At 73.7% G+C, this 23,288-nt stretch carries 17 protein-coding genes; 14 read left to right on the top strand and 3 right to left on the bottom strand.

Annotated elements, in window-relative coordinates; all coding sequences use genetic code 11:
- Positions 1-144 precede the first annotated feature (144 nt).
- Positions 145-1,644 carry a GTPase HflX gene (gene hflX, locus ABZ861_RS23940; RefSeq protein ID WP_361633430.1) on the top strand — a complete coding sequence of 500 codons (1,500 nt, stop codon included), beginning with the start codon at positions 145-147 and terminating at the stop codon, positions 1,642-1,644.
- Positions 1,645-1,858: 214 nt separating this feature from the next.
- Here the strand turns inward: hflX and ABZ861_RS23935 are convergent, their stop codons facing one another.
- Positions 1,859-3,067, bottom strand: coding sequence for a hypothetical protein (locus tag ABZ861_RS23935; RefSeq protein WP_361633427.1), 1,209 nt, complete (start codon positions 3,065-3,067; stop codon positions 1,859-1,861).
- A 998-nt stretch (positions 3,068-4,065) separates the two neighbouring features.
- Between ABZ861_RS23935 and ABZ861_RS23930 the strand changes: the two genes are divergently transcribed.
- The 5 genes from ABZ861_RS23930 (at position 4,066) to ABZ861_RS23910 (ending at position 12,220) form a co-directional block, all read left to right on the top strand.
- Positions 4,066-4,554 (top strand): hypothetical protein, encoded by a 489-nt coding sequence (locus tag ABZ861_RS23930; RefSeq protein ID WP_361633424.1) that lies wholly within the window; start codon positions 4,066-4,068, stop codon positions 4,552-4,554.
- A 329-nt stretch (positions 4,555-4,883) separates the two neighbouring features.
- Positions 4,884-6,350 carry an aminotransferase class III-fold pyridoxal phosphate-dependent enzyme gene (locus ABZ861_RS23925; protein WP_361633559.1) on the top strand — a complete coding sequence of 489 codons (1,467 nt, stop codon included), beginning with the start codon at positions 4,884-4,886 and terminating at the stop codon, positions 6,348-6,350.
- 471 nt (positions 6,351-6,821) lie between these two features.
- Complete coding sequence (locus tag ABZ861_RS23920) at positions 6,822-9,248, top strand: IucA/IucC family protein (protein ID WP_361633421.1); 2,427 nt, start codon at positions 6,822-6,824, stop codon at positions 9,246-9,248.
- Between the two features lie 25 nt (positions 9,249-9,273).
- Entirely contained in the window at positions 9,274-10,092 is an 819-nt protein-coding gene (locus ABZ861_RS23915; protein WP_361633419.1) for a GNAT family N-acetyltransferase, read from the top strand.
- A gap of 64 nt (positions 10,093-10,156) precedes the next feature.
- A complete protein-coding gene (locus ABZ861_RS23910) occupies positions 10,157-12,220 on the top strand; it encodes an ATP-dependent DNA helicase (RefSeq protein WP_361633417.1) in 2,064 nt (687 codons plus the stop codon).
- Between the two features lie 97 nt (positions 12,221-12,317).
- Here ABZ861_RS23910 and lexA read toward each other — a convergent pair whose 3' ends face one another.
- On the bottom strand, positions 12,318-13,097 hold the full coding sequence (gene lexA, locus ABZ861_RS23905) for a transcriptional repressor LexA (protein WP_361633414.1): 780 nt from the start codon (positions 13,095-13,097) through the stop codon (positions 12,318-12,320).
- Positions 13,098-13,703: 606 nt separating this feature from the next.
- On the opposite strand from lexA, the gene nrdR reads away from it, so the two are divergent.
- From nrdR to ABZ861_RS23890, 3 genes are all read left to right on the top strand, one after another.
- The gene (gene nrdR, locus ABZ861_RS23900; RefSeq protein ID WP_361633412.1) at positions 13,704-14,351 is read left to right on the top strand and encodes a transcriptional regulator NrdR; all 648 of its coding nucleotides are present in this window, start codon (positions 13,704-13,706) and stop codon (positions 14,349-14,351) included.
- Between the two features lie 163 nt (positions 14,352-14,514).
- Positions 14,515-17,406: a vitamin B12-dependent ribonucleotide reductase gene (locus ABZ861_RS23895; RefSeq protein WP_361633410.1), complete on the top strand. Its 2,892-nt coding sequence runs from the start codon at positions 14,515-14,517 to the stop codon at positions 17,404-17,406.
- Positions 17,407-17,677: 271 nt separating this feature from the next.
- Complete coding sequence (locus tag ABZ861_RS23890) at positions 17,678-18,376, top strand: DUF6308 family protein (protein WP_361633408.1); 699 nt, start codon at positions 17,678-17,680, stop codon at positions 18,374-18,376.
- A 42-nt stretch (positions 18,377-18,418) separates the two neighbouring features.
- On the opposite strand, the gene ABZ861_RS23885 is transcribed toward ABZ861_RS23890, so the two are convergent.
- Positions 18,419-18,952: a TerD family protein gene (locus ABZ861_RS23885; RefSeq protein WP_361633406.1), complete on the bottom strand. Its 534-nt coding sequence runs from the start codon at positions 18,950-18,952 to the stop codon at positions 18,419-18,421.
- Between the two features lie 157 nt (positions 18,953-19,109).
- On the opposite strand from ABZ861_RS23885, the gene ABZ861_RS23880 reads away from it, so the two are divergent.
- The 5 genes from ABZ861_RS23880 to ABZ861_RS23860 all read left to right on the top strand — a co-directional run bounded on the left by ABZ861_RS23880 (position 19,110) and on the right by ABZ861_RS23860 (position 23,260).
- Entirely contained in the window at positions 19,110-19,715 is a 606-nt protein-coding gene (locus ABZ861_RS23880; RefSeq protein WP_361633403.1) for a YdbC family protein, read from the top strand.
- A 111-nt stretch (positions 19,716-19,826) separates the two neighbouring features.
- A complete protein-coding gene (locus tag ABZ861_RS23875) occupies positions 19,827-20,486 on the top strand; it encodes a histidine phosphatase family protein (protein WP_361633401.1) in 660 nt (219 codons plus the stop codon).
- Positions 20,487-20,498: 12 nt separating this feature from the next.
- Entirely contained in the window at positions 20,499-21,428 is a 930-nt protein-coding gene (locus ABZ861_RS23870) for an ADP-ribosylglycohydrolase family protein (protein WP_361633399.1), read from the top strand.
- 420 nt (positions 21,429-21,848) lie between these two features.
- Positions 21,849-22,550 carry a ribonuclease HII gene (locus ABZ861_RS23865; RefSeq protein ID WP_361633396.1) on the top strand — a complete coding sequence of 234 codons (702 nt, stop codon included), beginning with the start codon at positions 21,849-21,851 and terminating at the stop codon, positions 22,548-22,550.
- A gap of 68 nt (positions 22,551-22,618) precedes the next feature.
- Positions 22,619-23,260: a hypothetical protein gene (locus ABZ861_RS23860; protein WP_361633393.1), complete on the top strand. Its 642-nt coding sequence runs from the start codon at positions 22,619-22,621 to the stop codon at positions 23,258-23,260.
- The last annotated feature ends 28 nt before the right edge of the window (positions 23,261-23,288 follow it).

The raw sequence follows: 23,288 nt of genomic DNA, 5'->3' as shown, positions 1-23,288 counted from the left end.
TCGTCGGGCAGGCGCGGCTCGGCGCGACGGGAATTCTCCGGTCCGCCCGCACGTTGCACCAAACGGCGAAGTGGGCCCCGAGCGCCCGCCGGACCGGTCACGGCCCGCCGCCGCACGTAGGGTCTCCGACGACGTAAGGATCCAATGACCTCCTCTTCTTCCCCTTCCCAGGCGTCCCAGGACGGCAAGCGCCTCGCGCACACCTACCCCGACGGTCTTCGGGCCGATGCCCTGATGGAAGAGGACGTCGTCTGGGGCCAGGGGATCGACACCGAGCGCGACGGCGACCAGTTCGACCGCTCCGACCGCGCGGCCCTGCGCCGCGTCGCCGGACTGTCCACCGAGCTGGAGGACGTCACCGAGGTCGAGTACCGGCAGCTCCGCCTGGAGCGCGTGGTGCTCGTCGGCGTGTGGACCACCGGCACCGCGCAGGACGCGGACAACTCCCTCGCGGAGCTGGCCGCCCTCGCGGAGACCGCGGGCGCGGTCGTGCTCGACGGCGTGGTGCAGCGCCGCGACAAGCCCGACGCGGCCACCTACATCGGCTCCGGCAAGGCCGGCGAACTGCGCGACGTCGTCCTGGAGACGGGCGCGGACACCGTCGTCTGCGACGGCGAACTCAGCCCGGGGCAGCTCATCCACCTCGAGGACATCGTCAAGGTCAAGGTCATCGACCGCACGGCCCTGATCCTGGACATCTTCGCCCAGCACGCCAAGTCCCGCGAGGGCAAGGCGCAGGTCGCGCTCGCTCAGATGCAGTACATGCTGCCGAGGCTGCGCGGCTGGGGTCAGTCGATGTCCCGCCAGATGGGCGGCGGCAGCGGCGGCCTGGCCACGCGCGGTCCCGGTGAGACCAAGATCGAGACGGACCGGCGGCGGATCCGCGAGAAGATGGCGAAGATGCGCCGGGAGATCGCGGACATGAAGACCGGCCGCGAGATCAAGCGCCGGGAGCGCCGCCGCAACAAGGTGCCCTCCGTCGCCATCGCGGGCTACACCAACGCCGGAAAATCCTCCCTGCTCAACCGCCTCACCGGCGCGGGCGTCCTGGTCGAGAACGCGCTGTTCGCGACCCTGGACCCGACCGTGCGCCGGGCCGAGACGCCCGGCGGGCGGCTCTACACCCTCGCGGACACCGTCGGCTTCGTCCGGCACCTGCCGCACCACCTGGTCGAGGCGTTCCGCTCCACCATGGAGGAGGTAGGCGACTCCGACCTGATCCTGCACGTGGTGGACGGCTCGCACCCGGTCCCGGAAGAGCAGCTCGCGGCCGTGCGCGAGGTGATCCGGGACGTCGGCGCCACCGACGTGCCCGAGATCGTCGTGGTCAACAAGGCGGACGCGGCGGACCCGCTGGTCCTCCAGCGGCTGCTGCGGGTCGAGAAGCACGCCATCGCCGTGTCGGCCCGCACCGGCCGGGGCATCGCCGAGCTGCTCGCCCTGATCGACGACGAGCTGCCCCGCCCGGCGGTCGAGATCGAGGCGCTCGTGCCGTACACCCACGGCAACCTGGTGGCGCGCGCCCACACCGACGGCGAGGTGATCTCCGAGGAGCACACCGCGGAGGGCACCCTGCTCAAGGCCCGGGTGCACGAGGAACTGGCGGCCGATCTGGCGCCGTACGTCCCGGCCGCCGCGCGCTGAGCTGACCGCGCCGCCGCTTAGAGCACGGCCCGAGGGCCCGGCCCCCCGCGCACCGAACGGTGCGCCGGGGGCCGGGCCCTCCGCGTACGCCGGGCTGTCGCTGTCGCTGTCGCTGTCGCTGTCGCTGTCGCTGTCGCTGTCACCGGTCGCCGTGCCCCGTGCCGTACGTCATGCAGTCGCTGTCACCGGCCGCCGCGCGTCGTGTCGTCCGCTGTCACCGGCCGCCGTAGGTCCGGCTCATGTTCTGGTAGAGCGTCTGGGCGGTCTTGCCGAGTTGCGGTCCGGCGAGCCAGGTGTTGTCGGTGGGGCCTATGGAGGTGTTGGAGACCAGCACGGTCTTGCCGTGCACCTCGCGGAACCAGCCGCCGCCGGAGGCGCCGCCCGTCATGGTGCAGCCGATCCGGTACATCGTCGGCAGGGACGGGCTCAGCGACAGCCGGCCCGGCCGGTCCAGGCAGTGGAACATGTCCGCGCCGTCGTAGGGAGGCGCGGCCGGGTAGCCCCAGGCGCCCATCGCGGAGATCCCGGTCGCGGAGGGAGCGGAGAAGTCCACGTCCAGCGCGGCGCCGACGGTCTCCTCCAGCGACTTCGCGCCGGACTCGGGCTTCACGTGCAGCACCGCGTAGTCGTAGGGCGCGCCCGCGCCGCCCGACTCCGAGCCGCCCCGGATCCACTGGTCGGAGGTCGACGCCCAGTCCGCCCACCACGCGCCGTACGGCGCGACCTCGGTCCGGTCGGCGTCGCTCAGCTCGGACGAGGACTTGCCGAGGTCGTTGTAGTCGGGCACGAACGCGATGTTGCGGTACCAGCCGCCGTCGCCGCCCGCGTGCACGCAGTGGCCCGCCGTCCACACCAGGTTGGACTTCCCCGGGTGGTTGACGTCCTTGACGACCGTCCCGGAGCAGACCATCGGGCCCTGGGGCGAGTCGAAGAAGACCTTGCCGACCGGTGCGGCGTGCTCGTGGTACGGGGTCTTCTCGGCCTGCGCCCGCACCGGGCGCGGCGCCGGGTCGCTGACGCCCTGTCCGGCGGCGGCGGCCTCGGTGACCGTCTTGTCGGCCTCCTCGGCGGACTTCATCCGCTCCGGCTTCCACAGGCCCTCGATGACCGGGTTGACGAAGTCCTTCGCGGAACTGAGCCACTTGTGCCTGTCCCAGTTCTTCCAGCCGCCGTCGCGCCACCTGCCGACGTCGATGCCGTGCTTCTTGAGCCGCTCCGCGAGGTCGGCCGGGATGTGGACCCCGCCGCCGGTCGCGGTGCTGGAGGCGGCGCCGCTGGCGGGCGGCCGGTCGGCGCCGTCGTCCCCGCCGGAGCCGCCGCAGGCGGTCGCCGTGAGCGCCAGGGCCGCGGCGAGCGAGGCGGCGGCCACGGCCGGGCGCCGGGACGCGCGCCTCAGCGCGCGGGACGGATGTATGGAACGCATGTTGCGCTGCACCCCCGTTGGGTCGCTTCTCTGTCGTGCGCTTCACCGGACGGGAAGCGACACCCCACTGTGCACCAGCAGTTGAGCGCGGGCGGCGGTGGGACGGTGAAGGTCCGCGCTCAGCGTCCCGCTGCCCCGTTCACCTGTCGGCGAACCTCTTGCTGACCGAGTCGTATCCGGCCTGCGCCCGCGCCCGCGCTCGCCGGGTCGGTGGCCGCCTGCACGGCGGACGTCCCGCGCCGTGCCGTGCCTCCTCGGCGTGCGAGGGCGGACGGCCGTATGGGGCGCATGCGTCGACTCCCCTGCTGTGAACGAACGGATGAACGGTCGTGCCGGTGCCGCGGTGTCGTCCGCGCGGTCCCGAGCCGGGTTCTGGCCGGGCCCGCACGGCTGCCGCGGCGGGCGGAACGGCACCAGACGCTAGGCGTTCGTCATGGGAGCCCGCCGACGGGACGGCAACGGTTTCGCTACGGGGTGACGTGCCTGACGGAGCGTCAAAGGGAGGTCTGTGGGGAGTGCGGGGGTCACGCGCCGGCCCGGCGCCCCGCTGAGGCGTCGCCGGGGATCGGGCGGGGTGGCCGGTGTCTCGAATCGGGCGGGGTGGCGGGTGCCTTGGATCGGACGGGAATGGCGGGCGCATCGGCTCAGGCGAGGGTCGCGGCGCCTCGGCTCAGTCCGGGGCCGTGGGTGTTTCAGCTCGGTCCGGGGCCGCGAGCGTCTCGGCTCCGGTGGCGTGCCGGTGGGGGAGGGTGCGGCGACGGCGCGGCGGTGGGGGGGCGTGGGCGATGCGGCGTTGGGGGGCGGTGTGTGGGCGGCGCGGCGGTGAGGAGTGGTGCGTCGGCGGCGCGGCGCTCCCGCCGTGACTGGTCGCCGTACCGCACATGCGAGGCAAGATGCGGTGAGCTACCGGCAGAAGCGAGGATCTTCGGCCTCTGTGCCGCGTATACGCGTTTGTGCGGGGGTGGTGTCCGGGTACCGTCACCCAGGAGGTGGTAGCCGTGAGCCAGTCCCTCGCAGCCGCCGGTCCGGCCGCCGGACCGGCGGCGGAACTCGCCCTCACCGGCGACCTGAGCCGCCCGGCGCGCCTCACCGTGGCCGGACTGCTCGCCTGGCCCCAGCACCGGGCCCGGGTCGCCTTCGCGTGCGCCGCCAGCGGCGACCGGCGCCACCTCTTCACCGGACCGCTCCTGCACGACGTGCTCTCCTCCGCCGGACCCGTCTTCGACCCCGCCCGGCGCAAGGACCGCCTGCGCTTCCTGATCGCCGTGCGCGGCGCCGACGGCCACCGCGCACTGCTGTCCTGGGCGGAGATCGATCCGGACTTCGGCGGCGCTCCCGTCCTGCTCGCGGCCACCCTGGACGGCGTCCCGCTCGACCGCGCGGGCGCCCAGCTCGTCCTGCCCCAGGATCGCTGCGGGGCTCGCTACATCAGCGGCATCGACGCGATCCGCGTGGACGGCGGTTACACCGCGGCCGCGTGGAGCTGACGGGCCGCCGGGGGAGCGGCCCGACCGCCCGCAGGGCCCCACAGGGCCTCCGCCTGACCCGGCCGCACGCCTCACCAGCCCCATCCGCCCCACCGGCACCTGTTTCAGGGAGCGTCGTCACCTGCTGCCCGGCAGCCCGTAACCGCGCGGGCGGGACACGGTTGTAGCGGTGGGGGTCCTGCTGTCCGCGTCCGGGCCCCCGACGGCGGCAGGGGGGCCGGGCGGCGGCCTGGCGCCTGGGGACGGCGGGAGGACAGGGGACCGTGCACGTGACGGAGTCTTCACCCGGAGGGCGCGCGGCCGCTCCGGCGCGCGCCGCGCAGGAGGCGATCCCGCGGCGCCAGGCGGCGCGCGAGTCGGCGGCGCGCACCATCGCGCGGTCGCTGCCGATCGTCCCGGTCCGGGCCCGCGGCCTCACCATCGAGGGCGCGGACGGCCGCCGCTACCTCGACTGCCTCTCGGGCGCGGGCGCCCTCGCCCTCGGGCACAACCACCCCGTCGTCCTGCACGCCCTGCGCAAGGCCCTCGACTCGGGCGCGCCCCTGCACGCCCCCGGCCTGGCCACCCCCGTCGAGGACGCCTTAGTCGCCGAGCTGTTCGGCACGCTGCCCGCCGGGCTCGCGGACCGCGCCCGCGTACGGTTCTGCGGTCCGGCGGGGACGGACGCGGCGGAGGCCGCCCGCACGCTCGTCGAGGCGGCCACCGGCCGAACCGGGATCATGACGTTCACCGGCGCCCACCGCGGGACGACCGCCGGGGCGCTCGCCGCGTCCGGGCACGCACCCGACGTCCGGGCCGCCCGGCCGCCCGCCCGGCTGCCCTCCTCGCGGGACTTCCGCTGCCCGTTCGGCGTCGACGGCTCGCACGGGGCCGAACTCGCCGCCCGCTGGAGCGAGTCCGTCCTCGACGCTCCCGGACCGGGGGCGCCCCTGCCCGCCGGGATGATCTTCGAACCCGTTCAGGGCGAGTGCGGTGTGACGCCCGCGCCGGAGGACTGGATGCGGCGGCTGCGGCGGATCACCGCCGCACGCTCGGTGCCGCTGATCGTCGACGAGACCCGGACCGGGGTGGGGCGCACGGGCGCGTTCTGGGTGGTGGAGCACAGCGGCGTGACCCCTGATGTGATGGTGCTGTCCAAGGCCGTCGGCGGCAGCCTGCCGCTGGCCGTCGTGGTCCACCGGGACGACCTCGACGTCCGGGAGCAGAGCGACCGCGAGGCCGCCTTCCACGGCGACTTTCGCGGCAACCAGCTCGCCATGGCGGCCGGCGCCGCCACCCTGGCCCACGTACGCGAGAACCGCCTCGCCGCACGCGCCGGGGTCCTGGGCGCCCGCATGCTCGCCCGACTCCGCGCGCTGTCCGAGGAGCACTCCTGCATCGGTGACGTACGGGGCCGGGGCCTGATGATCGGCCTGGAACTGGTGGACCCCGACGCCGTGCCGGACCCGGCCGCCGCGGAGCGCCCGGAGGCGCACGATCCCCGGCCGGCCGCACCCGAACTCGCCGCCGCCGTGCAGCGGGAGTGCCTGCGGCGCGGCCTGATCGTCGGACTGGGCGGGCGGCACACGAGTGTCGTCCAGCTCCTGCCGCCCCTCACGATCACCGATGAGCAGTCGGCGGCGGTCCTCGACCGGCTCGCCGACGCGATCGGCGCGGCGGCCCGGGACCTGCCCCGGCATCTGGCGGGCCGCAGCGGCCGCCCGCCGGGTCAGGCCGGGCCACCCGGCCCGCTCGGTCCGTCCGGTCCGCCGGGGAGACCGCGGCGGGCTCGGGGACATGGGGAGGCACCGGGGTAGCCGCCCGGGGCGCCGGGCCTCGGGCCGCTGGGTCCCGGTTCGGGGCCGCCGGGTGCCGGTTCGGGGCCGCCGGGTGCCGGTTCGGGACTGCTGGGACTCGGCTCAGGACCGCTGGGCCTTGGCTCGGGTCCGCCGGGTCTCGGCTGCGGGCCTGACGACGGCTGAACCCGGGCACGGACCCGAGCCAGGCGGGCGCGGCTCGTCCGTGCGCCCCTGCCCCGTCCTCCCGGGGGCGGTTCGCCCCGGCCACGACCCGCCCGCTCCCGTCCGCCCCCGCCCCGCACCCTCCGCTTCAGCCGCCCCGCTCATCCGCTTCAGCCGTGTCCCGTCCGATCCGCCCTGGTCGGTCCCGTGCATCGGAGCCGTCGCCGTTACAGGCGCCGTCGCCGGGGCCGGGTGAAACGGTCTCGCCCCCGCCGCGCCGTACCACCACCGGCTGAGCCGGACCGTCTCTACTTCCCGAGGAACCCCGTGAACACCACTCCGCCCCCGACACCGCCCGACCGGTCCGCCATCCGTCAGGAGGCGACCGAGACGTTCCCCCGTCAGTCCAGCGGGGCGCCGCATCCGCCGCGCCCGGACCGTAGGGCCGCCGATCCCCTGGACGACCCCGACGCGCACACGGCCGCACAAGCCGCCGCCGTGGAGAACCTGTTGCGCTGCTGGGTGCGCGAGACCGTCACGCCCGCACCGGACGGCGGCACGCTGCGCATCCCGCTCCCGGCCACCGGAACCGCCCTCCTCGTTCCGGTCCTTCACTGGTCCGCTACCGGCTGGCACCGCTTCGGCCTTCCCGTCCTCGCCGGCGCCCCACGGAGCGCGCCGGCCGCCGACGCCGTGACGGTCGCCAGCCTGCTCGCCCGAGAGGCGTCGTCCTCTGACCGGGCCGACCCGGACACCGCGTCGGCTTGCGGCCCCGCTCCCAGCGCCGCGCCCGCCATCGGGGCAGCGCACGGCACCGCGCCCGGCCCTGACGCGACCGTCGCCCCCGACGCGATCTCCGCCCCCGACGCGATCTCCGCCCCCGACGCGATCTCCGCCCCCGGCGGGACCTCCGGCCCCGATGCGGCCCCCGCCTCCGGCGTGATCGCTGCCCCTGACGCGATCTCTGGCCCTGACGCGACCTCCGGCCCCGATGCGGCCCCCGCCTCCGGCGTGATCGCTGCCCCTGACGCGATCTCTGGCCCCGGCGCGACCTCTGGCCCCGACGCGACCTCCAGCCCGGACGCGACCTCCGCCTTCGGCCTCGGCGCGACCGCTGTCCCCGACACGATCTCTGACCCCGGCGCGACCTCCAGCCCCGACGCGACCTCCGGCCCCGACGCGACCCCCGCCTCCGGCGCGACCGCTGCCGCCGGCCCCGACTCCGCTTTCGCTGCCGCCCCCGACTCCGTTCCCCGCCCCACCCCGACCGGCGCCCCCGTATCCGCCCCCACCCCTCTCGCCGACGCCGACGCGGTCGATCTCGTGGCCCGGGTGGCCGACTCCGTCCGCCGCACCGCGCTTTTCCTCCGTGACCGCTGGGAACGCCCAGCCGACGGGACCGACCTCTTCCTGTCCGCCGAGCAGGCCCTCGTCCTCGGCCACCCGCTGCACCCGGCCCCGAAGAGCCGTGAGGGGCTGTCGGACGGCGAAGTCGAGCGCTTCTCACCGGAGACGCGCGGCGCCTTCGCCCTGCACTGGGCAGGGGTCGCCCCGTCCGTGCTGGCCTCCGACTCGGCCTGGACGGAAGGCGGCCGGCAGGTTCCCGCCGCCGCGCTCACCGCCCGGCTCGCCGGTTCCGGGCTGCCGCTGCCCGACGGGTTCGCCGCCCTCCCGCTGCACCCCTGGCAGTGGCGCGAGATCAGCCCGCGCGCGGACGTCGCCGCGCTGCTCGACGCCGGACTCCTGCGCGACCTGGGCGCGTACGGCCCCTCCTGGCGCCCCACCTCCTCGGTGCGCACCGTCTACCGCACCGGCGCCCCGGCCATGCTCAAGCTGTCCCTGGGTCTGCGGATCACCAACTCCCGCCGGGAGAACCTTCGTAAGGAACTGCATCGCGGCGTCGAGGTGCACCGCCTCCTGCGCACCGGCCTGGCCCAGCGGTGGCGGGCGGCGCATCCGGGCTTCGACGTCGTGCGCGACCCGGCCTGGCTGGCCGTCGACGACCGGGACGGACACGCGGCACCTGGACTGAACGTGATGATCCGGCACAACCCGTTCGGACCGGCGGACGACGTGTCCTGCGTGGCAGGGCTCGTCGCGCCCCGGCCCCTTCTCCGACCGGGCGCGGCCCCTGCCCTCGGCTCCCGCCTGGCCGATGTTCTCACCCGCATCGCCGCCCAGACCGGGCGCCCGCGCGGCGCCGTCGCCGCCGAGTGGTTCCTGCGCTACCTCGACCACGTGGTCCGCCCGGTGCTGTGGCTGGACGGCGAGGCGGGCATCGCCCTGGAAGCCCACCAGCAGAACACGCTGCTCCTGCTGGACGCCGACGGCTGGCCCGTCGGCGGCCGGTACCGCGACAACCAGGGCTACTACTTCCGCGCCTCCCGGCGCGCGGAACTCGCCGCCCTGCTGCCCGGGATCGGCGAGCGGAGCGACACCTTCGTCTCCGACGAGGTCACGGACGAACGGTTCGCCTACTACCTCGCCGTCAACAACGTGTTCGGTCTCATCGGCGCCCTGGGCGCTCAGCGGCTCGCCGACGAACGGCTGCTCCTGGCCGCCTTCCGGCGCTTCCTGCGCGACCGCGCCTCCGACCCCGCCGCCGCCTCCACCCTGCCCGCCCGCCTGCTCGACTCGCCGGTGCTGCGCTGCAAGGCCAACCTGCTGACCCGGCTGCGCGGCCTGGACGAACTCGTCGGCCCCGTCGACACCCAGTCCGTCTACGTCACCCTCGCCAACCCCCTGCACGCCTGACCCCGCCCTCCGAGAGGAGCGCGCCATGCCCCCCACCGACGCCCGAGCCGCCGACCGCGTCCCGGCCCCCACCGCCCAGGCGCACGCGGCCACGCCCGACCCCGACGCCGAGGACACCCTCCACCTGCGCCTGCCCGACGGCTTCCACGCGCCCCTCACGGCACCTGCACCTGCACCGGCAGCAACTGCACCGGCACCTGCACCGGCAGCACCGACAGCACCGGCACCGTCCGGCGTGGCGCCGCCGCCGTCCAGCGCTCCGCCCGCCGCCCGCGACCTCCTGGACGGCGTAGGCCAGTGGGGCCCCACCGCCACCCCGGCGGGCGCCTTCCAGCTCGTCCCCGTCCGGCTCGACCGCGACCTGCCGCTCGTCAGCCGCTGGATGAACGATCCGGCCGTCGCGGAGTTCTGGCAGCTCGCCGGGGAGCGGAGCGTGACCGAGGACCATCTGCGCGTCCAGGCGGACGGCGACGGACGCAGCGTGCCCTGCCTGGGCCTGCTCGACGGCACGCCGATGAGCTACTGGGAGATCTACCGCGCCGATCTCGACCCGCTGACCCGCAGCTATCCGGCCCGGCCGCACGACACGGGCGTCCACCTCCTCCTCGGCGCCGCCGCCGACCGCGGCCGCGGCCTCGGGACCGCCCTGATCAGGGCCGTGACGGGCCTGATCCTCGGCAACCGCCCCGCCTGCGCCCGCGTCGTGGCCGAGCCCGACGTGCGCAACGCGCCCTCCGTGGCGGCCTTCCGCAGCGCCGGTTTCCGGTGCGCGGCCGAGACCGACCTGCCCGGCAAACGGGCCGCCCTCATGATCCGCGACCGTACCCGGAGCGTGCCGCTGTGACCGTGACCGCTCCGCCCGCCTCGATGACCCGTTTGTCAGTCCCGAGCCGTAGGGTGGTCGCGCTATGACGAAGCCCTCCCTCCCTGAACTCCTGCACGCCGCCGTCGCCGCCGTCGGCGGGACGGAGCGCCCCGGCCAGGCGACCATGGCCCAAGCCGTCGCGGACGTCGTCGACGACGGCTCGCACCTCCTGGTCCAGGCCGGCACCGGCACCGGAAAGTCCCTCGGCTACCTGGTGCCCGCGCTCGCGCACGGCGAGCGCGTCGTCGTGGCCACCGCCACCCTCGCGCTCCAGCGCCAGCTCGTCGAGCGGGACCTGCCGCGCACCGTCGACGCCCTGCACCTGCTGCTGCGCCGCCGCCCGGAGTTCGCCATGCTCAAGGGCCGGTCGAACTACCTGTGCCTGCACCGCCTGCACGAGGGCGTCCCGCAGGACGAGGAGGAGGGCCTGTTCGACCAGTTCGAGGCGGCGGCGCCCAGCAGCAGACTGGGCCAGGACCTGCTGCGGATGCGCGACTGGGCCGACGAGACCGAGACGGGCGACCGCGACGACCTCACGCCCGGCGTCTCGGACCGGGCCTGGGCGCAGGTCTCCGTCTCCTCACGGGAGTGCCTGGGCGCGACCAAGTGCGCCTACGGCGCCGAGTGCTTCGCCGAGACGGCCCGCGAGCGCGCCAAGCTCGCCGAGGTGGTGGTCACCAACCACGCGCTGCTCGCGATCGACGCCATCGAGGGCGCCCCGGTCCTCCCGCAGCACGAGGTGCTGATCGTGGACGAGGCGCACGAACTGGTCTCCCGGGTGACCGGCGTCGCCACCGGCGAACTCACCCCGGGGCAGGTCAACCGGGCGGTGCGCCGCGCCGCCAAGCTGGTCAACGAGAAGGCCGCCGACCAGTTGCAGACGGCCGCCGAGGGCTTCGAGCGGCTGATGGAGCTGGCGCTGCCCGGCCGGCTGGAGGAGATCCCGGAGGACCTCGGCTACGCGCTGCTGGCGCTCCGGGACGCGGCACGGAACGTCGTCTCGGCCCTCGGCGCGACCCGTGACAAGTCCGTCCAGGACGAGGACGCGGTGCGCAAGCAGGCGCTCGCCTCCGTGGAGTCGGTGCACGACGTGGCGGAGCGGATCACCAACGGCTCCGAATGGGACGTCGTCTGGTACGAGCGCCACGACCGCTTCGGCGCGTCCCTGCGGGTCGCCCCCATGTCCGTGTCGGGGCTGCTGCGCGAGAAGCTCTTCACCGACCGCTCCGTGGTGCTGACCTCGGCGACCCTGAAGCTGGGCGGCGACTTCAACGGCGTCGGGGCCTCGCTCGGCCTCGCCCCCGAGGGGACGGAGGGGGAGGACGTGCCGCGGTGGAAGGGCGTCGACGTCGGCTCCCCGTTCGACTACCGCAAGCAGGGCATCCTGTATGTCTCCAAGCATCTGGCCCGCCCGGCCCGGGACGGCGACCGGGGGGACATGCTGGACGAGCTGACCGAACTGGTCCAGGCGGCGGGCGGCCGGACCCTCGGCCTGTTCTCCTCGATGCGCGCCGCCCAGCTCGCCGCCGAGGAACTGCGCGGCCGCCTTCCCGAGTTCCCGATCCTGCTCCAGGGCGAGGAGACGCTCGGCGAACTGATCAAGAACTTCGCGGCGGACGCCCGTACCTGCCTGTTCGGCACTCTCTCGCTGTGGCAGGGCGTGGACGTCCCCGGCGCGAGCTGCCAGCTCGTCGTCATGGACAAGATCCCGTTCCCGCGTCCGGACGACCCCCTGATGAGCGCTCGCCAGAAGGCCGTGGAGGAGGCGGGCGGCAACGGTTTCATGGCCGTCGCCGCCACCCACGCCGCGCTGCTGATGGCCCAGGGCGCCGGACGCCTGGTCCGCGCCACGGAGGACCGGGGCGTGGTCGCCGTCCTCGACCCGCGGCTGGCCACGGCACGGTACGGCAGCTATCTCAAGGCGTCGCTGCCGGACTTCTGGTACACCACCGACCGCAACCAGGTGCGCAGGTCGCTGACGGCCATCGACGCGGCGGCCCGGCAGGCGGAGGCGGCCCGGCAAGCCGAGGCGGCTCAGCAGGCGGACACGGCTCAGCAGGCGGAGACGGCCCAGCACGCGGAGACGGCGCCTGCCGCGCAGGAGTAGACCGTCGGCGCACAGCACAGGGCCCCGGAACCGGCGCAGAGGTTCCGGGGCCCGATCAAGGGGCGAGGCGAGGTGTCCTGCGCGGCTTCGGCGTCGTTCAGACGCGCCGCAGGACGGCGACCACCTTGCCGAGGATGGTCGCGTCGTCACCAGGGATGGGCTCGTACGCCGCGTTGTGCGGGAGGAGCCAGACATGGCCGTCCTCGCGCTTGAAGCGCTTGACCGTGGCCTCGCCGTCGATCATGGCGGCCACGATGTCGCCGTTCTCGGCGACCTGCTGGCGGCGGACCGTCACCCAGTCGCCGTCGCAGATCGCGGCCTCGATCATGGAGTCGCCGACGACCTTCAGGACGAACAGCTCGCCGTCGCCGACCAACTGCCGGGGGAGGGGGAAGACGTCCTCGACCGACTCCTCGGCGAGGATCGGGCCGCCGGCGGCGATCCGGCCGACCAGCGGCACATAGGACGCGGCCGGCTTGCCCACCGTGTCCGTGGGCTGGAGCGTGGCGGCCTGGTCGGAGCCGCGGACCTCGTAGGCGCGCGGACGGTGCGGGTCGCGGCGCAGGAAGCCCTTGCGCTCCAGCGCCATGAGCTGGTGGGCCACCGAGGAGGTGCTGGACAGGCCGACCGCCTGGCCGATCTCGCGCATGGACGGCGGGTAACCGCGCCGCTGCACCGAGTCCCTGATCACCTCGATCACCCGCCGCTGCCGCTCGGTGAGGCCCGAGCTGTCCGCGCGGATGCCCGGAGGTCGGCCTGGAAGGGAGCGCTTGGGCCCCTCTGGGTTCGCGGCTTCGTTCCTCGCATGCACCGGCTCGAGTCGGCCCTGGGAGCGGTCCTGGGCGGTGATGGCGGCGCTGTCTGCGGTGGTGGTCACGTCGGCCCCTCTCGATGGTCTCCCTCCGGCACAACGGTAGATGCTTTCGAAAGGTTGCGCCAAACACACGTTCGAGTGAAAAAGGGTCGATCGCCTGACTTGATCTTGTTTGGCGGTGTAGGGCCGCTGAAGGGCTCGGCGGACGAGGAGGCTCATCGCTGTACCCTTCACCGCCGGAGCGGAGTCCGCGCGCGGCGCCGCCCCAGTCTGTCATCCGGCGCCGGGCCGACCGGGCGGCGGTCGCGTCTCCGCCCGGGACGGCCGCACGTCCTCCGTGCGGCGCCCACGGTATCTCCGCGCACCCGCCTCCGGCGCGGGGCGCGGCGGTGTGTCCTGCGCCTCCCGGGCTCGTTCGGGGAGCCGCCCGGCGTGTTTTCCCCGGCGGGGCGGGCATCCGGCTTCCGGCGCGTCCGCGCGACACACGCGCATCACTCGGACGCGTACGGGTGAATCCCTACATGTAGTGGTCGAACGGCTACGGCGTCCCAGAACTTGTGGCTACCCGGGTCCTCAGCCCTCCGGAGATCCCCTATGCTGGGTGCTGCTTCGAGGGGCCCCTGCGGTTCGCGAGGCCGCCGAGTCTGCTGTGAGAAGGGTTGGAGTCCCATGCACTGCCCCTTCTGCCGGCACCCGGACAGCCGCGTCGTGGACAGCCGTACGACGGACGACGGCACGTCGATCCGACGGCGCCGTCAGTGCCCCGACTGCTCGCGCCGCTTCACGACCGTGGAGACCTGCTCGCTCATGGTGGTGAAGCGCTCCGGGGTCACCGAGCCCTTCAGTCGCACCAAGGTCATCAACGGCGTGCGCAAGGCGTGCCAGGGGCGGCCGGTCACCGAGGACGCCCTGGCGCAGCTCGGCCAGCGGGTCGAGGAGGCCGTGCGCGCCGCCGGCAGCGCCGAGGTGGCGACCCACGAGGTGGGTCTCGCGATACTCGGCCCCCTCCAGGAGCTGGACCTCGTCGCCTATCTGCGGTTCGCGTCCGTGTACCGGGCGTTCGACTCGCTGGAGGACTTCGGGGCGGCCATCGAGGAACTCCGGGAGGCGTCGCAGCGCCCCGCCGCCGAGCACGCGGACGACGGCGTCCGCGAAGCGGGCGCGGAGCGCCGGGAAGCGCAGGGCCGGGAAGCGCAGAACCGGGAAGCGCAGAACCGGGAGGCGCAGAGCCGGGAAGCGCGGCGCCCGGAACAGGAAGACGACCGCGGGAGCGGCGGGGCGGCGGACGTCCCCGTGACCGCGCGCGCCGCCGACTGAGCGGCCGATCGGCGGCCGGGTCCGCGGGCCGGATCAGGCGCGGCGGCGAGAGAAGACGGCTGCGGGCGAGGGCGAAAGCGGACGCCCGCAGCACCAGACAGGACACCGTGTTCCCGGAACATCGGGGCACTTCAGGGCGTTTCAGCCCGTAGAGGGAGGCGGCATGACAGAGACGGCGAGCGGTCCGGCGCGAGGTTCCCGCGCCAAGGGCTCCAAGGCGGGGAGCAAGGGGCTGCACATCGAGCGCATCCACACCACCCCCGGCGTGCACCCGTACGACGAGGTGAGCTGGGAGCGCCGTGACGTCGTCATGACCAACTGGCGCGACGGCTCGGTCAACTTCGAGCAGCGCGGCGTGGAGTTCCCCGACTTCTGGTCGGTGAACGCGGTCAACATCGTCACCAGCAAGTACTTCCGCGGCGCCGTCGGCACCCCGCAGCGCGAGACCGGTCTCAGGCAGCTCATCGACCGCATCGTGAAGACGTACCGCGCGGCGGGCGAGGACCACGCGTACTTCGCCTCGCCCGCCGACGCCGAGATCTTCGAGCACGAGCTGGCCTACGCCCTCCTGCACCAGATCTTCAGCTTCAACAGCCCCGTCTGGTTCAACGTCGGGACCTCGCAGCCCCAGCAGGTCTCCGCCTGCTTCATCCTGTCCGTCGACGACTCCATGGAGTCGATCCTCGACTGGTACAAGGAAGAGGGCATGATCTTCAAGGGCGGCTCCGGCGCCGGCCTGAACCTCTCCCGCATCCGCTCCTCCAAGGAGCTGCTGTCCTCCGGCGGCAACGCGTCCGGCCCGGTCTCCTTCATGCGCGGCGCCGACGCCTCCGCGGGCACCATCAAGTCCGGCGGCGCCACTCGCCGCGCCGCCAAGATGGTGATCCTCGACGTCGACCACCCCGACGTGGAGGACTTCATCAAGACCAAGGTCACGGAGGAGGAGAAGATCCGCGCCCTGCGGGACGCGGGCTTCGACATGGACCTGGGCGGCGACGACATCACGTCCGTCCAGTACCAGAACGCCAACAACTCCGTCCGCGTGAACGACACCTTCATGAAGGCGGTCGAGCAGGGCGGCGAGTTCGGCCTGCGCGCCCGGATGACCGGCGAGGTCATCGAGAAGGTCGACGCCAAGGCCCTCTTCCGCAAGATGGCCGAGGCCGCCTGGGCCTGCGCCGACCCCGGCATCCAGTACGACGACACCATCAACCACTGGCACACGTGCCCGGAGTCCGGCCGCATCAACGGCTCGAACCCGTGCAGCGAGTACATGCACCTGGACAACACGTCCTGCAACCTCGCCTCGCTGAACCTGATGAAGTTCCTCAAGGACGACGGCAAGGGCAGCCAGTCCTTCGAGGTCGAGCGCTTCTCCCAGGTCGTCGAGCTGGTCATCACCGCGATGGACATCTCCATCTGCTTCGCGGACTTCCCCACCCAGAAGATCGGCGAGAACACCCGCGCCTTCCGCCAGCTCGGCATCGGCTACGCCAACCTCGGCGCCCTGCTGATGGCGACCGGCCACGCCTACGACTCCGACGGCGGCCGCGCCCTCGCCGGCGCCATCACCTCCCTGATGACCGGCACCGCCTACAAGCGCTCCGCGCAGCTCGCCGCGGTCGTCGGCCCGTACGACGGCTACGCCCGCAACGCCCAGCCGCACCAGCGCGTGATGAAGCAGCACGCCGACGCCAACTCCGTCGCCGTGCGCATGGACGACCTGGACAGCCCGGTGTGGGCCGCCGCCACCGAGGCGTGGCAGGACGTGCTGCGCCTCGGCGAGAAGAACGGCTTCCGCAACTCCCAGGCGTCCGTCCTCGCGCCCACCGGCACCATCGGCCTGGCCATGTCGTGCGACACCACCGGTGTCGAGCCCGACCTCGCGCTGGTCAAGTTCAAGAAGCTGGTCGGCGGCGGCTCGATGCAGATCGTCAACGGCACCGTCCCGCAGGCCCTGCGCCGCCTGGGCTACCAGGAGGAGCAGATCGAGGCGGTCGTCGCCCACATCGCCGAGAACGGCAACGTGATCGACGCGCCCGGCCTGAAGCCCGAGCACTACGAGGTGTTCGACTGCGCCATGGGCGAGCGGGCCATCTCCCCGCTGGGCCACGTGCGGATGATGGCCGCGATCCAGCCGTGGATCTCCGGCGCCATCTCCAAGACGGTCAACATGCCGGAGTCGGCGACCGTCGAGGAGGTCGAGGAGATCTACTTCGAGGCGTGGAAGCTGGGCGTCAAGGCGCTCGCCATCTACCGCGACAACTGCAAGGTCGGCCAGCCGCTCTCCGCCAAGACCAAGGACTCCGCGCAGCAGAAGACGGAGCCGGCCCAGGGTGCGCAGCCCAAGGTCGAGAAGGTCGTCGAGTACCGCCCGGTCCGCAAGCGCCTGCCCAAGGGCCGCCCCGGCATCACGACCTCCTTCACCGTCGGCGGCGCCGAGGGCTACATGACCGCCAACTCCTACCCGGACGACGGTCTCGGCGAGGTCTTCCTGAAGATGTCCAAGCAGGGCTCGACCCTCGCGGGCATGATGGACGCCTTCTCCATCGCGGTCTCGGTCGGCCTCCAGTACGGCGTGCCGCTGGAGACGTACGTCTCGAAGTTCACCAACATGCGCTTCGAGCCGGCCGGCATGACCGACGACCCGGACGTGCGGATGGCGCAGTCGATCGTCGACTACATCTTCCGCCGCCTGGCGCTGGACTTCCTGCCCTTCGAGACGCGCTCCGCGCTCGGCATCCACTCCGCCGAGGAGCGCCAGCGCCACCTGGACACCGGCTCCTACGAGCCGACCGAGGAGGACGTCGACGTCGAGGGCCTGGCCCAGTCGGCCCCGCGCCAGACCGACCTGAAGGCCGTCGGCACGCCGAACGCCGAGTCCGAGGCGCCCCGCCCCGCCCCCCGGCAGGCGCACACCAGCGCCGAACTGGTGGAGATGCAGCTCGGCATCCAGGCCGACGCCCCGCTGTGCTTCTCCTGCGGCACCAAGATGCAGCGAGCCGGCTCCTGCTACATCTGCGAGGGCTGCGGCTCGACCAGCGGCTGTAGCTGAGTCCCCGCTGAGCCTCCTCTGAGGGGGCTCAGCGGGCGCCCGCCGGTCGGCGAGGTGACGTGTGAACCGAGGGCCCGGCGACTGCGCCGGGCCCTCGGCCGTCTCCGCCGGGGCCTGCCCGCAGGGGCGCCGTCTCCGCAGGGGCCCGCGCGCAGGGGGAAGTGTCCAGTCCGCGCCAGCGGGGCCGTCTCGTTCGCTGGGCCCCGTGCTTCCCCGCGCCGTGGTGCGCGGGGGACACTGCGGCCACCGGCGAAACGGGGGGCGGGTGAGGATGGCCGAGCAGGACACCGTGCGCGTGGGGGCGTTCACCGTCGGGATGGCCGAGGCGGAGGGCTGGGTTCGCAGGTACTTCGACGAGAGCCGGAACCGGGAGGTCGCCGCGACGGGCGGCAGGACCAGGCCGTACGCCTATCCCGTCTACGACCGTTTCGCCGCCGGCGGCGCCGAGTCCGAGCTGTCCGACGGCGACCTTCTGGCGCCGTCGCTGCTGAACGCGAGCCTCGGCATCAGGGCCGTGTACAACCTCCAGACCCTGCGTCCCCGGCTCGAGAAGGGGCTCGCCGCGATCCCCCCGACGCTCACGTTGACCGACGCGGCGGCGCGGGGCACGCTCGCCTCACTGCTGACCGACCTGTTCGGGGTGCTGGACGGCCCGGATCCCGCCGTCGGCCTCGGACTCACCACGCTGTCGAAGATCCTGCACCGCAAGCGGCCGCTCATGATCCCCCTCTACGACAGAAGGGTGAAGCGCTGCTACTGCGGCGACTCCGGCGACCATCCGGTCGAGCCCGTCTCCCGCTCCGCTCCGGACGGCCCCTTCTACGCCGCCGTGGCGGCCGGCATCGCCCGCGACCTCGCCGAACAGCCGGTTCAGTGGCGGTACTTGGCGTCCGTCGCCCCGGCGGACGTCTCCCTGCTCCGCGTCTTCGACGTCGTCGCCTGGGAACGCGGCGGCACCCGAGACGCCTGAGAGCCGCCGCCTCGCGCAGACCGCCGCCGCCCCTAGCACGGACTAGGACAGACGCGCGCGGCCCATCGTGCGCAGGAACGTCTCCGGGTCGTCCTCGAAGCCCTGCACGCCGGGGCGGAACTCCCAGGCGCCGGACGCGTCGCGGACGAACTGCGCGACCGTCGCCGCCGTCGCCCCGAGCACTCCGCCGAAGTCGTCCTCGGCGAGGACGGTGTAGCCCTCGCGGACGCGCAGCCCCGGGCCGACCACGTCGACGAAGGTGCGGCGCGCGGGGCGCTGCTGGATCACGACCCCGACGACCACGCGCGCGTAGTGCTCGGCGATCCGGTCGAGTTCCACGGTCATCACCTCGTCCCATCCGAAGCCCCGGCCGTCCAGGCTGTCCCGGTCGAGGTAGATCGTGCCGTCGGGGGAGCGGCTGTCGAAGTGCACCACGTAGGCGGGAGCGCCGTACGGATCGGCGGCCTCGTAGGCGCCGGCCACGACGTCGAGATCGGTGGGCGGCTGCCCCGCCGGACTCGGATCCCACTTCAGCGCGACCTCGACCTTGCGGATCCCCTTGCTGAGCCCGCTCACCGGACTCCCCCTTCCCCGTCCCCAGGCGTCCTTCCTGCCCCAACCCCCGTCGCACGGACGCTCTTTGTCCATCGTGCCACGCAACGTAAGGCAATGGAGAGGGTGTTGTGCCGCCGAGCGTGACCGGCGCCGGCCTCCGGGGCCTTACCATGGCGCGGTGCTGGTCAAGTGGATTCGCTGCACCGTGGTGGACCGCCGCGGCTTCGAGCGGGGGCAGCGGAAGTGGGCGGGGCTTCTGGGGGAGCCGGGGTTTCGCGGGCAGGGAGGCGGCTGGAGCCGCGGGCGGCCGGGGGTGGCCCATACCTTCGCCTTCTGGGAGAGCCGCGCCTTCTACGACTCCTTCATGGCCCGCTCGCACGACCGGCTGGCGGCGGCCCAGGCGGGCGCCTTCAAGGACGCGCAGGTCAAGCTGTTCGACTACCGGTTCGACGTGAAGACGGGCTTCCAGCCCCGGTTCGCGGACGCCGACCTGCTGCGGGTGGCGCTGTGCCGGGTGCACGAGGAACGCGCCGAGCACTTCACGCTGATGCAGGAGAAAGTCTGGAACCCGGCGATGGCCGGATCCCCCGGCATGATCCGGGGCCTGTTCGGCGAGGCGCCGGGCCACGAGTTCCTGGTGCTGTCGATGTGGCAGTCGTCCGCCGAGCACGGCAAGTACCGCGAGGAGCGGGTGGAACGGCTCGCCCTGCGCGCCCAGACGGAGACCGACGTCGTCTCCCTCACCGGCGACGTCGTCGACCTGGAGCCTGCCTGGACGGTGTGAGCTGCGACAGCGGCCCGCGCTGGCGGCCGACGGGGCCCGCTCGGTGTGACCTGCGCCGTATGGGGGCCGCTCGACTCTTCGGACGGCCCTCATCCGGCCTAGGGTTTCGGCATGGCACGACCACAGCGCATCGTCCTAGTCCGGCACGCCGAGTCGACGGGCAACGTCGACGACACCGTGTTCGAACGCGTACCCGACCACGCGCTGGCCCTGACCGAGCGGGGTCGGCGGCAGGCCGAGGAGCGGGGCGAGGAACTGCGCGCGCTGTTCGGGCGGGAGCGCGTCAGCGTGTACGTCTCCCCCTACCGCCGCACGCGCGAGACCCTCAGCGCCCTGCGTCTCGACCCCGGCCTGATCCGGGTCCGCGAGGAGCCCCGGCTGCGCGAGCAGGACTGGGGGAACTGGCAGGACGGTGACGACGTCCGCGTCCAGAAGGAGTACCGGGACGCCTACGGGCACTTCTTCTACCGCTTCGCCCAGGGCGAGTCCGGCGCGGACGTCTACGACCGGGTCGGGAACTTCCTGGAGAGCCTCTTCCGCAGCTTCGACGCCCCCGACCACCCGCCCAACGTGCTCCTCGTCACTCACGGCCTGGCCATGCGGCTGTTCTGCATGCGGTGGTTCCACTGGACCGTCGCGGAGTTCGAGTCGCTGTCGAACCCGGGGAACGCCGAGACGCGCACGCTCGTGCTCGGGGACGACGGCCGGTACACCCTGACCCGGCCGTTCGACCGGTGGCGGGACCCGGAGCCGTACGGGATCGGCGGATAGGGTGACGGACCGATGACCCCTGACTCCTCTCCGACGACCCCTGACTCCTCTTCCGGCGCGCGCCTGGAGCGCGCCCTCGCCAGTCTGCGCGGACTCTCGGTCGGAGACGCGCTGGGCTCGCAGTTCTTCGTGCCGGCGCACTATCCCCTGCTCCAGCGGCACGAGCTGCCGCCCGGCCCGTGGCAGTGGACCGACGACACCGAGATGGCCTGCTCCGTCGTGGCCGTCCTGGCGGCGCACCACCGCATCGACCAGGACGCCCTGGCGCAGTCCTTCGCCCACCGCCACGACTTCGACCGCGGATACGGCCCCGCTGTCAACCGCCTGTTGCTCCTCGTCCGTGAGGGAGGTGACTGGCGGGAGCTGGCCGCCGCGCTCTTCGAGGGCCGGGGCTCGTGGGGCAACGGCGCGGCGATGCGGATCGCTCCGCTGGGCGCCTGGTACGCGGACGATCCGGAGCAGGCCACCCACCAGGCCGAGATCTCGGCCTACCCCACCCACCAGCACCGCGAGGCCGTCGTGGGCGCGATGGCCGTCGCCGCGGCCGCCGCGCTGGCCGCCGCCCCCGGCGGGCCGCCGGCCCCCGGGGCGTTGCTCGACGGGGTGATCGCGCTGGTGCCGGCCCGCAGCGCCGTCGGCGCGGGCCTGCGGCGCGCCCGCGACATGCTGGACTACGCCGACGCGGCCACGGTCGCGGCCGTCCTCGGGTGCGGCCGGCGGACCACGGCGCACGACACGGTGCCCTTCGCGCTGTGGTCGGCGGCGCGGGGCCTCGGGGACTTCGAGCACGCCTTCTGGACGACCGCCCAGGTCGGCGGGGACATGGACACCACCTGCGCCATCGTGGGCGGCGTCCTGGCCTCCGGGGAGGCAGGCGCTCCGCCGGCCGCGTGGGCGCACCGGACTGAGGCGCTGCCCGGCTGGGCCCCGGGGTCCGGCTGATCCCTTCGCGTTCCGTGTCGCAAGGTCATTCGCACATGCGATTCTCGCTGAGCGGGGTGACCCGTCGGTGCGCTTCCTCGGGGTGAGCTTCCCGGGCGGTTCCCGGGGGTTCCGGGGTGTCGTACGGCTCCTGCGAGACGCCAACTCCTATGGTGCGTCCGCCTGACGCGCCCGCCGCCAAGAAGCGTACCGACTGGGTGGACGGACCCGCCTCCGCGGGCCATCCCGTGAGGGCGACGCGCCGATCTGCTCTGTGCGTCAGCGAATGAGCGCACGGGTTCCGTGAGGGGGCGACCGACCGTCCGGCGGCCGCCCCGCCGCGTCCGGCCGCACGCCCGGCGACCAGTCCGCGCGCGTGCCGCGTGCGCTGGGGGAACCGGGTGTCGCGGCCCGATCCGGGCGGCGTAGGCTAAGGGCGCCATGGCGTACGAACCACCCACCCACACCGTCGAGCGCTCCCTCCGCGCCACGACCGGAGCGAAGATCATTGCCGGTGTCGACGAGGTGGGCCGGGGCGCGTGGGCCGGTCCGGTCACCGTCTGCGCGGCGGTCACCGGACTGCGTCGGCCTCCCGTGGGCCTCACCGACTCCAAACTGCTCACCGTGAAGCGGCGCACCGCGCTGGCCACGGAGCTGCGGACGTGGGTGACGGCGTACGCGCTCGGACACGCCTCCTCGGAGGAGATCGACGAGCGGGGCATGACCGCCGCCCTGCGGCTCGCGGCCGTCCGCGCCCTGGAGTCGCTGCCCGTGCGGCCGGACGCGGTCATCCTCGATGGAAAGCACGACTACCTGGGCGCGCCCTGGCTGGTCCGCACGGTCATCAAGGGCGACCAGTCCTGTGTGTCCGTCGCGGCGGCCTCGGTGATAGCCAAGGTCTATCGCGACGAAAAGATGGCCGAACTCGGCGTCGACCATGCAGACTTCGGGTTCGCGGCCAACGCCGGATACCCGTCGCCCGTGCACAAGGCCGCGCTGGCGGAGCGGGGGCCCACCCCGTACCACCGGCTGTCGTGGGCGTATCTTGATGCGCTGCCCCGGTGGCGGCACCTCAAGAAGGCCCGCCTGTGGGCGGAAGGGGGCGTTCCGGGGAGCGAAGGCCAGCTCGGCTTCGACTTCTGACCGTTCCGACGGCCGGGACGCACCACCCGCCCTTCTGCGCCGCACGACTGTTTGATAAACATCAGCCCATGCCTCTCATCCCCGAGGAGCCTCAGATTCACGAGAGCGCCCAGGGTCCCCGCGCCACGCCGGTCACCGGCCGCACCGCGCCGACCCCCCGTCCTGTACCCGGCCCCCGTCCCGCGGCGCCGTCGCGCCCCGGACGCCCCGGCCCTCCGCGGCCCGCGCCGCCGATGCAGCGCACGCCGCGGGACGCGGCCGCGACCAAGCCCGCGCCCGCGCCCGCACCCTCCGGTCCGGTCGCTGCCGCCGCCTCGTCGGCGCCGCAGATCCAGTTGATCCCGGCCTCGGCCGAGGGCGCGCTGGACGCGGCCGAGGAAGCGGTCGACCTGCTGCTGGACGCGGGCCGCGCCCCCGGTGAGGTCCTGGTGGTCACCACCGGCGACCCGCACCCGTGGGCCGTCCACGAGCTGTCCTTCGGCGAGGCGTCCTACTGGACGCAGCACGACGCCGGCGACGACGTCTTCTACGCGGACGCCGCCGCGGTCTCCCGTGCCGCCTCCCGTCCGGTGGTCGTGGTCGCCGTCAACGGCGAAAGCGGCGCCACCGCCGACACGGCCCTGCCTCTGGCCCACTCCCGGGCCGGTGCGCTGCTGATCGTCTGCGGCGACCCGCAGCGGATCAACGCGGTGCTGGGCGCGGGCGTCTGAGCCGCCTCCGGCCGCGAGGCCGGGAACG

It is taken from the genome of Streptomyces sp. NPDC046985, assembly GCF_040644415.1.
Taxonomy (GTDB): domain Bacteria; phylum Actinomycetota; class Actinomycetes; order Streptomycetales; family Streptomycetaceae; genus Streptomyces.
This window is presented reverse-complemented; position numbering and strand designations above follow the sequence as displayed.